Source organism: Hydrotalea flava, from assembly GCF_001623405.1.
Taxonomy (GTDB): Bacteria; Bacteroidota; Bacteroidia; order Chitinophagales; family Chitinophagaceae; genus Hydrotalea; species Hydrotalea flava.
This window is the reverse complement of sequence record NZ_LUHG01000061.1, coordinates 39,679-51,291: the sequence shown is the minus strand read 5'-3', so window position 1 is coordinate 51,291 and position 11,613 is coordinate 39,679. Positions and strand designations below refer to the sequence as shown.

Sequence of the window (11,613 nt, the reverse complement as noted above, 5' to 3'; positions counted from 1 at the left end):
CATTTGAATATGCCGATGGTTTTAAAGGCTTGCATAAACTACAATGTAACGGTGCACACTTTGTGCAAAGTTACCAAACCATGCAACAGGCGTTTGATTATGCCAGAACCGAACGTAAACCGGTGCTGGTGCATGCCACCGTACCTTTATTAGGGCACCACACCAGTGGAGTAAGAAGAGAGTTTTACCGAAGCAAAGAAAACCTGCAACAACACAACGAAAATGATCCTATGCCGCATCTGAGACAAACTTTACTGGAAGCGGGCATTACCGAAACAAATATTCTGGAAATAGAAACTACTGCCCGGCAAATAGCACATGGGGCATTTGAAAAAGCAGTAGCTGCACCCGAACCCAATCCGGCAACAGTAACCGATCATGTATTTGCACCCACTACCATTACCGAAGAAAAAGGCGAAAGATGCCCTAAAGCCGCAGAAAAAGTGTTAATGGTAGATGCGGCCTTACATGCCATTGAAGAAATTTTAGCCGCCCACCCCGAAGCCTTATTGTACGGCCAGGATGTAGGCAGGCGCTTAGGGGGGGTGTTTAGAGAAGCAGCCACTTTAGCCGATAAATTTGGCGATAACCGGGTATTTAATACTGCCATTCAGGAGGCCTATATTGTGGGTTCTACTGCCGGCATGTCGGCTGCCGGTTTAAAACCCATTGTTGAGGTACAGTTTGCCGATTATATTTACCCCGGTTTTAACCAGTTGGTTACCGAAATAGCCAAATCATGCTACCTCAGTAATGGCAAATTCCCCGTACAAATGGTATTGCGCATACCCACCGGTGCTTATGGTGGCGGTGGTCCTTACCACAGTGGTAGTATTGAAAGTACGCTTTTATCTATTAAAGGTATAAAAGTAGTATATCCCTCTAATGCGGCCGATATGAAGGGGTTAATGAAGGCTGCTTTTTACGATCCTAATCCAGTGGTTATGTTAGAGCATAAGGGTTTGTACTGGGGCAAAGTACCTGGTACCGAAGGGGCCAAAATGCCGGAACCGGCGGCCGATTATGTATTACCATTGGGTAAAGCAGCAAGGGTAATGGAGGCAGCACCACAACATATAAAGCAGGGTACATCTATCTGTGTGGTTACTTATGGCATGGGGGTATATTGGGCAAAGCAGGCGGCTCAGGCTTTTCCGGGGCAGGTAGAAATGATTGACCTGCGTACTTTGTTTCCGTTGGATGAGGCAACGATTGATGAAACGGTTATCCGCCATGGAAAAGTGTTGGTGCTTACCGAAGAGCAGCAAAACAATGCCTTTGCTGAAGCATTGGCTTATAGAATAACACATAGTTGTTATCAGTTTTTAGATGCTCCGGTAGAGGTGTTAGGCGCTTTAAATACACCTGCAGTACCTATTCATCTGGCATTAGAGGCCGCCATGTTGCCCTCGGTGGCCGGTATTGAAAAACGAATAGCGAAACTTTTAGCGTACTAAACTTTGCCAAACCATACGATATACTATATTTGCAGCCCGAAATGGCGAGGTAGCTCAGTTGGTTAGAGCGCAGGATTCATAACCCTGAGGTGATGGGTTCAATTCCCATCCTCGCTACTGTTACAAAAAAAGAGGCTAGTGTTACTACATAGCCTCTTTTTTGTTACGTTTATTGATTTTTGTAGTAAATATTTGTTTAAAATACTTCTATTTCAGTACTTGTTGTACTGCTATTTTTTTAGTACCCTCATAAATGGAAACCAGATACATACCGGCCGCCCAATGTGCAGTGGTAATAACCGGGTTAAGTTGATTGGGATGTAGGGAAAGTATACGCCTGCCCTCTAAATTAGTAATAATAATAAAGGTGTTAGATAAGTGAATACTATCGGGCAATTGAATGGTAAGTGAAGTTCTAACAGGATTCGGAAACACCCGTACATTTTTGTGAATAGTAATAGGGTTTTCTACGAGCGCATGGCTATTAACCGGGCCGGTACTTAAATAACCCTTACCGCCGCCACCACTGCCGCAGCTGGAAGCAATAGGCCCAATGGTAAAAGAGGAAGTGGCACTGGCTGCCGATACCCCGCAATTGTTGGTGGCTTGTACGCTTAAATAATCATAATAGGTAAAACCAACATTATTTTGCCCCAATGGTTTTAACAAAAAATAGTTACCGGATGTACCGGGATTATTTTGCACCACCTGACCATAATTAAAATTCCAAATAAACCCCGTGGTATTAGCCGGAACATCGCAATAGGCTTCTACAAATGTGCCGCAGGTATTATCATAATTTAAATTGGTAATAGTGGGTGGGTTAGGTGTTCCAATATAAATGGTTTGTGAAATAGAAGGGTAATTTTGTGCACATACATTATTAACAGCAGCCTGCAGAATAACATCTCCATTGCCGGTTTGACTAAGTGTAGCTGTATTGCCATTAGTAGAAAGGTTGGCAATACCATAAGGAGAAACAGACCAGCTCACCGTTGCATTACAGGGTAAATTATTGATAAAATAATGATTGCTTCCGCTACAAAAACTGGTAACCCCATTAATAGATAAATTGGGTTGTGTGATGGAAACATTGACTGAATTGGTAGTATAATTTGTGCCGTTGAATGAAACTGTGGCATTTATACTACTCAATACACTGCCACAAACCGGTGTAAGTGAGAGGGTGTTGGAAGAAGAGGTAATGTTAGATGGGGCAGCGGTACCATTGTATAACCAGCCATTGTTACCCGTGCCAACATTAAATTGGTAACTTAGGGAAGCCCCTTGTGGAACACCGGTTCCTGTAATAGTAAAGGTAATGGGTTGCGCATTGCCGCAAGGAATGGAAGTGTTGGAAGCAGTTAATTTGAAAGCAGTAGGAGGTGTTTCAGTAATGGTTACACTTTTGATGAAGACCTGATTTGGTGAACTACCCCCCCATATGCTAAAATAAATAAATATTTTGGTGTTTTAGTAGCAGTTGCAGTATAGGTACCTGGTGAATTATAGACCTGGAATGTATCATTAGTTTGGAAGGAATATAAAACAGGATAGCCCAATAAAAATCCCCAATTGGTTTGCGGTACTGCATTACAGGCTGTGGGATTGGAATTAGTAACATTAGGGTCTGGTATTTGATCAGAAAGTGTTGTAAAAACAGTAGGATAGTTATTGTTATTACCCCCATCTATTCCCTTTACATTCATGGAAAATTGATATAAATAACCGGCTTTAAAAGGAAAATGAATGGCATAGGCTGTTCCTAAATTAGTACCGGAATTTGTACTATATTGTGTGCCTAATACCAACTCATTACCATCATAGTTAACACCACCGGATAATGGTAAATGTTTGTATCCATTGATAGATGCCGGTGTAGCAATTGCAAATACATTGCAACTTGATGTATTTAGGTTAGCTGTGTTTACAGTATAATCAATTTTATAATTACTTTGTGCATATAGCTTTGTTGTCTTGTAGGAAAATATTAAAACAACTATCATTAGCATCATTAGGTATTTCATAATATTATTTTTTTAATTGAATAAATAGACGTTGATTCCAATTGTTAAGTGTAATCCATTATTTTGAGCACTATTAAATAAATAAGATATAGTACTCTCTATTCCTATAGCACTATTTATAAAAAAAGTTGGTCCTATAGCAAGACTTATATAACTGTGTTTGCCACTATTTACGATGTTATAAACACCATCAGATCCATAATATCCATAATAATACCCCAATTCCGAGACCAGATTTAAAGGTTGTTCTTTATTTAATAAAAAGTATCTGGCAAATGCTCCAAATAATAAGCTATGATCATTAAGCCCACGTCCACCAAATCTATTTATTTGGTAAGAATATATGGCTTGTACTCCTGTAGATAATTTGTCTGCAACAAAATAGCCAATTCTTGGGTTTGTGTAAATTGTGGTATTTGATGTATTATTATCATTTTGTATTTTACTGAAACTCCCACTACCACCCACCAACCAGGTGCCTTGTTCTAATTGGGCATGTGCGGTTAGGGTGCAACAGAGTAGGAGTAAAAAACTAAGGTAAACTTTCATAAAAAAGATGTTTTGGTGAATAAATGAAATGGTACAAAAGGTAATGAACAGCAGGCAGGGGGGCTGCGGGGTATAGCAGGTATATTGGTATAAATGCAAAACATAACAGTAAAATGTTATGCCTCGAAAATATACTAAAAATTTTATTAAAAAAACGTATTTCTACGTAGTGAAATCACCTATTTTAATCATTCATTCATTTTATTGCTATCGGTTGGAGAAGCCCACCACCGTCATTTTCTTAATGGCAACCGAATGAGGCCGAGCGGTGTCCATGCGCGGGTGGCAGTTGCTGTTTCATCCCTCTTTCATGCTTACTGGCTGTGATTTATTCCGGTTGGTGGGGACACCCACCGGTAGGGGAAAAACAAAACCCTAAAATCCTTTATGGATAACTTAACTTCAACAATTGAACTAAAAAAGGCCACCTCCTTTTTACTTTTTAGACAGCCTTTTTTGTTAAGTTTATTAGTTTTTGTAGTAAATATTTGTTTAATATACTCCTATTTCAGTACTTGTTGTACTGCTATTTTTTTAGTACCCTCATAAATGGAAACCAGATACATACCGGCCGCCCAATTGGCAGTGGTAATAACCGGGTTAAGTTGATTGGGATGTAGAGCAAGTATACGCCTGCCCTCTAAATTAGTAATAATAATAAAGGTGTTAGATAGCTGTAATGTATAAAACCGAACGGTTAAATTTGTAGGATATACTAAAAGTATATACTTTTGCTGAAAAGAAGATGATGAAAACTCTTTCACTCAAACTTGACGACAGTGTTTTTGAAGAAACCGAAAAAGTTGTTGCTGAGTTAAATATTGCGAGAAACCGCTATATAAATGAAGCACTTAACCTTTACAATCAATTCAACAAAAGACAAGCCTTAAAAAAGAAACTTGCCAAGGAAAGTAAACTTGTAGCTCAAAGTTCATTAGAAATTTTAGACGAATTCGAAAAATTAGCTGATGAAATATAAGCAGTATGACATTTGGCTTGCAGACCTGAACCCAACCCTTGGGACAGAACCTGGCAAAACAAGACCCGTAGTAATAGTTCAGACAGATCTTCTTAATGACACACATTTATCCACTATTGTATGCCCAATAACAACGAATGTTAAGCCAGAAGCAAAAATTTTAAGAGTTCACCTCAAAAAATCACAACTGCCAAAGTTGAGTGATGTTTTGATTGACCAACCAAGAGCCATAGACAATAAGCGCTTTATAAAAAGAATGGGCAAGCTGACGAATGAACAGGTAATTCAACTCAAAGAAAATTTGAAAATTATTTTAGATTTATAACAAAGCACCACAATTAACATTGCATTGGCAATGTGGCGAGGCAAAGAATATATTCTCAGCGTTTTGTTCACTGTTCAACTTCGGTATTGGCTAATATTTTCATGTTTCAATGCTAAAGAACGAATAATGCAAGATAACAGAATAAACAATAAGCTTTTGTATCCTTAATCTGCAAATGCAGTGGGCAGAAGGAACACGGAAAACAGCTATATCGTCAATGTGGAACCGCTAAGTAAATAGTATCGGGCAATTGAATGGTAAGTGTGTTTTTAACAGGATTTGTAAATAGCCACACCTATTTGTTAACGAGCATGTTGTTGTCATCCGGTGGGATTGTTATTAGTAGTATTAGGGTCTGGTATTTGATCAGAAAGTGTTGTAAAAACAGTAGGATAGTTATTGTTATTACCCCCATCTATTCCCTTTACATTCATTGAAAATTGATATAAATAACCGGCTTTAAAAGGAAAATGAATGGCATAGGCTGTTCCTAAATTAGTACCGGAATTTGTACTATATTGTGTGCCTAATACCAACTCATTACCATCATAGTTAACACCACCGCTAATCGGATAATGGTAAAAACCTCCAATTTTAGGTGGAGTTGAATTATTTAATGCATTACAAACGCCGGTACTTAAACCACTAACGCTTTGGTATTTAATATTATATGTACCTGTTTGTGCTTTTGCTTTAGATAAAATAAAGCATATAGAAATTGTTAGAAATAAAAATTTTATTTGTTTCATATATTTTAATTTAATTATTTTAATAAATAAACATTAATTCCCAAATTAAATTTGAAACCATGGTTTTGAGAACCATTGTATAAGTAAGAAATTGTACTTTCTATACCAATGGCACTATTAACAAATAATACTGGACCGGCTGCTACCGAAGCATATCCATGTTTTCCACTATTCATGATAGTATAATATCCATCAATGCCCGTATATCCATAGTTGTAACTTAATTCTGTTAGTACATTCAATAAATGTTCATTTTTTAACAAATAGTATCTGGTAAAAACTCCAAAGAATAAACTATGGCTATATATCCCTCCTCCATTATAACTATAATCATTTGATTGATAAGAATACATTGCATGTATTCCTGTTGTAAGTCTGTCCGCTAAAAAATAGCCAATTCTTGGGTTGGCATGGATAGTAGTGAAAATTGTATTATTATCATTTTGTATTTTACTGAAACTCCCACTACCACCCACCAACCAGGTGCCTTGTTCTAATTGGGCATGTGCGGTTAGGGTGCAACAGAGTAGGAGTAAAAAACTAAGGTAAACTTTCATAAAAAAGATGTTTTGGTGAATAAATGAAATGGTACAAAAGGTAATGAACAGCAGGCAGGGGGGGCTGCGGGGTATAGCAGGTATATTGGTATAAATGCAAAACATAACAGTAAAATGTTATGCCATAAAAATATACGGAAAAATTCAATTTAAATAACGTATTTCTACGTAGTGCAATCACTAATGTTTTGAATGTGTTATCTCTGCTTTTGTTAACAACTGTGCTCGTACAATCTGCTTAGTTTCCGCTTCTAATTTTAGTTTAACATCTGAACAAGGCAGGGTGTTTTTCTGCCATTATTGCAGTTTTGCATCGAAAAATAGGTTTTTTTGGGGTAATTGATTCGAGACATGTTCGAGACAGATTCGACTCAACAGCGTTGAAAACCGAAGTTGTATAGAATATGCCTGAATGTCATCTGACATGGGGTATTGCCCTGTTATTTCTTACATTTTACCCGGTTTTTAAAGCCGATACAAAAATGAATCAGGCTGTTTAGGGTAAATGATGCGTATGGCTTGTATTGGCGGGTTCAGGGTTTGGGTGGTAGTGGAAATTGCAATAAGCAATTGCCCTGTTGTAAAAGTTTTTCATCTATAAATACAATCAAAACAAATAAAGTATTGTGGGGGTGTTTTTCCGGGGTTGGTAATTTTAAAGCATTATAATTTTAAATGTGTATGATCGATAAATAAGTGGGATGAATGGCTGAGTATGTTTATTTGCAACGTGTTTAAAAATGCTTGTTTTTTTTATGTTAGGTTAATGTATACGAATGCCTTGTTGCCCAATTGCGATAAAAGGGGTTTAGTTACCACTCCTTTTTAGAAATGGTATTATTAAAAATGGAGGTTTAACACTATAGCCCTTGATACCACTGTTTTCATATTGCAGGATGTATAGTAACCTGAATGCGAGGCATGCTCATTGTGCATCAAAAGGCTTATCGATAATAACCCATCAACGCACAATGTTATGTAATAGGTGCCGTATATAAACATGTAATTTATTTTTATTTTGTATATTATTGTGCATATAATTTATTACCTTCCAACCAAACGATGGCGGTATGGAAAAATTTATTCTGGCTTTTGATGCAGGTACTACCAGCAGCAGGGCCATTATTTTTAATAAAAAGGGCAATATTGTTGCGGTAGCTCAAAAAGAATTTACACAGTATTTTCCCCAACCCGGTTGGGTGGAACATGATGCCAATGAAATTTGGAGCACACAAATGAGTGTGGCCGCCGAAGCTCTAATTAAAGCTAAAATTACCATGCCGCAAATTGCAGCCATTGGTATTACCAACCAACGCGAAACCACCGTGGTATGGGATAAACGTACCGGTGAGCCGGTGTACCATGCCATTGTATGGCAAGACCGCCGCACAGCCACCTACTGCGATGCTTTGCGCAAACAGGGCTTAGCCGATACCATTCAACGAAAAACAGGATTAGTGATGGATGCTTATTTTTCGGCCACCAAGCTAAAATGGATATTAGATGAGGTACCCGGCGCCAGAGCGAATGCAGAAAATGGCCATTTGTGTTTTGGCACCATTGATGCCTGGTTGTTGTGGAAGCTAACCAACGGTAAGGTATTTGCTACCGATGTAAGCAATGCATCACGTACCATGTTGTTCAATATTCATACCCTGCAATGGGATGATGATTTATTGCAACTCATGAATATACCCCCACAAATACTGCCACAAGTAAAAAGCAGCAGTGAAGTATATGGGGTAACACATGCCATTTTAACCCATGCAGCCACACCCGTTGCAGCAATTGCCGGTGATCAGCAGGCGGCCTTATTCGGGCAAATGTGTACCGAACCGGGTATGGTAAAAAACACTTATGGCACCGGCTGTTTTATGCTCATGCAAACCGGCGAAAAAATTGTACTCTCGCAACACAACCTGTTAACCACCATTGCCTGGCAAATTAATGGTAAAACAGCATATGCTTTGGAAGGAAGCGTATTTATGGCCGGCGCTACCGTACAATGGTTGCGTGATGGGTTGGGCCTGATTAGGCATACTGCCGATATTGAAGCATTGGCTGTACAGGTAAAAAACACAGAGGGCGTATATATAGTGCCTGCTTTTGCAGGACTGGGTGCACCGTATTGGAATCAGGAAGCCAGGGGCATGTTAACCGGTTTAACAAGAGGTACCAACCCTGCACATATTGCCCGTGCCGTAATTGAAAGTATTGCCTACCAAACAGTAGATGTGTTAAAAGCAATGGAGGCCGATAGTGGTATTGCCATTCATGAGCTAAGGGTAGATGGCGGCGCTACTGCCAATCAGTTACTCATGCAATTTCAAAGCAATGTGTTAGGATGCAAAGTAGTAAAGCCGGCCATTACTGAAACCACTGCTTTAGGTGCAGCTTATTTGGCCGGACTGGCTGTTGGCTTTTACAGCAGCAGAGCAGAAATAGCAGCATTATGGCAAATGGATAGAACATTTGAACCGCAGGCAACTGCCGCTGAAACCAACCATTTGTTAGAGGGCTGGCACAGAGCTGTAAGGGCTACCATTCATTGGGCCAATAATACGCAATAGCAAAAATTTTTTTAAATATTAAGCGATGGGATGTTATGAAAAGAGAAAAAATGATCCAAAATATCCGTGCTACGCCCCATTGGGATGTGGTAATTATTGGTGGGGGCGCTACCGGCTTAGGTACGGCTGTGGATGCCGCAACCAGAGGCTACAGTACTTTGCTGGTTGAACAATTTGATTTTGCAAAAGGCACTTCCAGCCGCTCTACCAAATTGGTACATGGTGGGGTACGTTATTTGGCACAAGGTAATTTAAGTTTGGTAATGCACGCTTTAAAAGAAAGAGGGCGCTTATTACGCAATGCGCCACATTTGGCACACACCCAGCAATTTATTGTACCGGTATATTCATTTTGGAAAAAATGGCTCTATTTTTTAGGCCTTACATTTTACGATTTTTTATCGATTGGCTGGGGAATTGGCAGAACCCGCTTATTGTCTAAAAAGAAAACCATTGCAGCATTGCCACTTATTAAAACCGGTAATTTAAAAGGAGGGATTCAATACACGGATGGGCAGTTTGATGACAGCAGGTTGTGTATAGATTTGGCAGCAACGGCACACCGTTATGGTGCCACTGTTTTAAATTATGCTGCTGCTGCTTCATTTACAAAAAACGAAAGCGGCCAATTAACAGGAGTCGTAATTCAGGATCATATCAACGGCGAAAAATATACCGTAACTGCCAATGCCATTATTAATGCCACGGGTGTATTTGCCCATTCAGTAATGGAAATAGATGACCCGGAAATGCCCGATTCCATTGCTCCTTCACAGGGTGTACATTTGGTCATTGATATGGAAAAATTTCAATCAACGCAGGCACTGATGGTGCCTAAAACCACCGATGGGCGGGTATTATTTGCCGTTCCCTGGCACCACAAAGTTATAGTGGGTACTACCGATACACCGGTTGAACAAATTAGTACAGAACCCAAACCATTAGAAGAAGAAATTCAGTTTATTATTGACAATTATAATATTTATGCCAGCAATCCCATTTCAATGCGTGATGTTAAAAGCGTGTACGTTGGTTTACGGCCTTTGGTTCGGAAAAAGGGAGCAAGGAAAAATACTTCCATGATATCGAGAGATCATACCATTATGGTATCGGCTTCCGGATTAATTACCATTACCGGCGGTAAATGGACAACCTATCGCCGTATGGCCGCCGATGTAATCAACCATGCCATACAATTGGGTAAATTAACCAAAAAGCCTGCCGTAACTGCTACTTTACCCATTGGTAAATGGGGATGGCCCATCGATTTTTCAACCCACTGGCATCTGTATGGCACCAATGCCCGCCTTATTCAGGATATTATGAAAGAAAATAAGGAATGGGCAAGCCAATTACATCCTGATTATCCCTATACACAGGCTGAAGTAATTTGGTTTGTTCGAAATGAAATGGCACAAACCATAGAGGATGTGTTGGCACGAAGAATACGCTTATTATTATTAGATGCAAAAGCTGCTGTGGAGGGGGCACCAATAGTAGCAGCATTAATGCAGAAGGAACTCAATCACACAAAGGAATGGAAAGAGGCGCAAATATTGAATTTTTCAAATTTGGCAAAACAATATATCTTGTAATGAGTTCTTGCTTTTATTTTTCCCTAAACAAAACAACTTACATTCAAACAAAATAATCCTGCAAATGGTCATGCATCAATTATTAGGCGAATATTTGGGCACTGCTTTATTAATTTTATTGGGTAATGGGGTAGTTGCCAATGTAAATTTAAAACACACGTATGCCCATGGTGGTGGTTGGATAGTAATTACTTTTGGATGGGCAATGGCGGTATTTGTAGGGGTTTTTGTGGCTTCTAAAGCCAGCGGTGGGCATTTAAATCCTGCTTTTACCATTGCATTAGCAGCCATAGGTAAATTTAGTTGGCAATTGGTACCCGGCTATATTGCTGCACAAATTTTAGGTGCCATGACAGGATCGTTGCTGGTATGGCTTACTTTTTATAAACACTATGCTTTACCTAATGATGCGGGTACAATTAAAGCAACTTTCTGCACCGAACCTGCCATTAGAAAATATGGATGGAATTTAATTACTGAAATAATAGGTGCTTTTGTATTGGTGTTCAGTGTATTCAAAATGTCTGCTCCTGCACAAAGCCTCGGTACGTTAGATGCATTACCGGTGGCATTCATAGTACTGGCCATTGGTTTAAGTTTAGGGGGTGTTACAGGCTATGCCATCAATCCGGCCCGCGATTTGGGTCCGCGTATCATGCATGCCCTGTTGCCCATTCCCGGGAAAGGCACTACCGACTGGCAATATAGCTGGGTGCCCATTGTTGGGCCCATTATTGGTGCATTGTTGGCTGCATTTGTTTTTGAACTTATAACTTAAAATTTACTTAAAGCGCCGGATACTAAG

At 39.4% G+C, this 11,613-nt stretch carries 12 protein-coding genes and 1 tRNA gene; 7 read left to right on the top strand and 6 right to left on the bottom strand.

What is annotated here, in order from left to right; all coding sequences use genetic code 11:
- Nucleotides 1-1,457, top strand: a 1,457-nt coding sequence (locus A0F92_RS06855) for a transketolase C-terminal domain-containing protein (protein WP_068243328.1), incomplete at its 5' end; no start/stop codon positions are given.
- Nucleotides 1,458-1,500: 43 nt separating this feature from the next.
- A tRNA-Met gene (locus tag A0F92_RS06850) sits at nucleotides 1,501-1,574 on the top strand.
- A 90-nt stretch (nucleotides 1,575-1,664) separates the two neighbouring features.
- On the opposite strand, the gene A0F92_RS06845 is transcribed toward A0F92_RS06850, so the two are convergent.
- The 4 genes from A0F92_RS06845 to A0F92_RS15540 form a co-directional block, all read right to left on the bottom strand.
- Nucleotides 1,665-2,612, bottom strand: coding sequence for a T9SS type A sorting domain-containing protein (locus A0F92_RS06845; protein WP_068243325.1), 948 nt, complete (start codon nucleotides 2,610-2,612; stop codon nucleotides 1,665-1,667).
- Nucleotides 2,613-2,857: 245 nt separating this feature from the next.
- On the bottom strand, nucleotides 2,858-3,484 hold the full coding sequence (locus tag A0F92_RS06840) for a hypothetical protein (RefSeq protein WP_167516881.1): 627 nt from the start codon (nucleotides 3,482-3,484) through the stop codon (nucleotides 2,858-2,860).
- 12 nt (nucleotides 3,485-3,496) lie between these two features.
- Nucleotides 3,497-4,033, bottom strand: coding sequence for an outer membrane beta-barrel protein (locus tag A0F92_RS06835; RefSeq protein WP_068243319.1), 537 nt, complete (start codon nucleotides 4,031-4,033; stop codon nucleotides 3,497-3,499).
- 503 nt (nucleotides 4,034-4,536) lie between these two features.
- The gene (locus A0F92_RS15540) at nucleotides 4,537-4,797 is read right to left on the bottom strand and encodes a T9SS type A sorting domain-containing protein (RefSeq protein ID WP_167516880.1); all 261 of its coding nucleotides are present in this window, start codon (nucleotides 4,795-4,797) and stop codon (nucleotides 4,537-4,539) included.
- On the opposite strand from A0F92_RS15540, the gene A0F92_RS06830 reads away from it, so the two are divergent.
- On the top strand, nucleotides 4,779-5,012 hold the full coding sequence (locus tag A0F92_RS06830) for a hypothetical protein (RefSeq protein WP_253810242.1): 234 nt from the start codon (nucleotides 4,779-4,781) through the stop codon (nucleotides 5,010-5,012). The genes A0F92_RS15540 and A0F92_RS06830 overlap by 19 nt on opposite strands.
- Complete coding sequence (locus A0F92_RS06825; RefSeq protein WP_068243316.1) at nucleotides 5,002-5,337, top strand: type II toxin-antitoxin system PemK/MazF family toxin; 336 nt, start codon at nucleotides 5,002-5,004, stop codon at nucleotides 5,335-5,337. The genes A0F92_RS06830 and A0F92_RS06825 overlap by 11 nt, the downstream gene beginning before the upstream one ends.
- Nucleotides 5,338-5,657: 320 nt before the next feature.
- On the opposite strand, the gene A0F92_RS06820 is transcribed toward A0F92_RS06825, so the two are convergent.
- Nucleotides 5,658-6,086, bottom strand: a complete 429-nt coding sequence (locus tag A0F92_RS06820) for a hypothetical protein (protein ID WP_068243313.1) — start codon at nucleotides 6,084-6,086, stop codon at nucleotides 5,658-5,660.
- Nucleotides 6,087-6,100: 14 nt separating this feature from the next.
- Nucleotides 6,101-6,643 carry a hypothetical protein gene (locus A0F92_RS06815; RefSeq protein ID WP_167516879.1) on the bottom strand — a complete coding sequence of 181 codons (543 nt, stop codon included), beginning with the start codon at nucleotides 6,641-6,643 and terminating at the stop codon, nucleotides 6,101-6,103.
- Between the two features lie 1,070 nt (nucleotides 6,644-7,713).
- On the opposite strand from A0F92_RS06815, the gene glpK reads away from it, so the two are divergent.
- From glpK to A0F92_RS06800, 3 genes are all read left to right on the top strand, one after another.
- Nucleotides 7,714-9,213: a glycerol kinase GlpK gene (gene glpK, locus A0F92_RS06810; RefSeq protein WP_068243307.1), complete on the top strand. Its 1,500-nt coding sequence runs from the start codon at nucleotides 7,714-7,716 to the stop codon at nucleotides 9,211-9,213.
- A gap of 35 nt (nucleotides 9,214-9,248) precedes the next feature.
- Entirely contained in the window at nucleotides 9,249-10,808 is a 1,560-nt protein-coding gene (locus tag A0F92_RS06805) for a glycerol-3-phosphate dehydrogenase/oxidase (RefSeq protein ID WP_068243304.1), read from the top strand.
- Between the two features lie 70 nt (nucleotides 10,809-10,878).
- The gene (locus A0F92_RS06800; protein WP_068243300.1) at nucleotides 10,879-11,586 is read left to right on the top strand and encodes an MIP/aquaporin family protein; all 708 of its coding nucleotides are present in this window, start codon (nucleotides 10,879-10,881) and stop codon (nucleotides 11,584-11,586) included.
- Nucleotides 11,587-11,613 lie beyond the last annotated feature (27 nt).

What these genes read in the sequence shown, in the direction of transcription:
- A0F92_RS06840 (WP_167516881.1), bottom strand. Translation starts at nt 3,484, where the DNA reads ATGAAATACCTAATGATGCTAATGATAGTTGTTTTAATATTTTCCTAC.
- A0F92_RS06835 (WP_068243319.1), bottom strand. Translation starts at nt 4,033, where the DNA reads ATGAAAGTTTACCTTAGTTTTTTACTCCTACTCTGTTGCACCCTAACC.
- A0F92_RS06830 (WP_253810242.1), top strand. Translation starts at nt 4,779, where the DNA reads ATGATGAAAACTCTTTCACTCAAACTTGACGACAGTGTTTTTGAAGAA.
- A0F92_RS06825 (WP_068243316.1), top strand. Translation starts at nt 5,002, where the DNA reads ATGAAATATAAGCAGTATGACATTTGGCTTGCAGACCTGAACCCAACC.
- A0F92_RS06820 (WP_068243313.1), bottom strand. Translation starts at nt 6,086, where the DNA reads ATGAAACAAATAAAATTTTTATTTCTAACAATTTCTATATGCTTTATT.
- A0F92_RS06815 (WP_167516879.1), bottom strand. Translation starts at nt 6,643, where the DNA reads ATGAAAGTTTACCTTAGTTTTTTACTCCTACTCTGTTGCACCCTAACC.
- glpK (WP_068243307.1), top strand. Translation starts at nt 7,714, where the DNA reads ATGGAAAAATTTATTCTGGCTTTTGATGCAGGTACTACCAGCAGCAGG.
- A0F92_RS06805 (WP_068243304.1), top strand. Translation starts at nt 9,249, where the DNA reads ATGAAAAGAGAAAAAATGATCCAAAATATCCGTGCTACGCCCCATTGG.
- A0F92_RS06800 (WP_068243300.1), top strand. Translation starts at nt 10,879, where the DNA reads ATGCATCAATTATTAGGCGAATATTTGGGCACTGCTTTATTAATTTTA.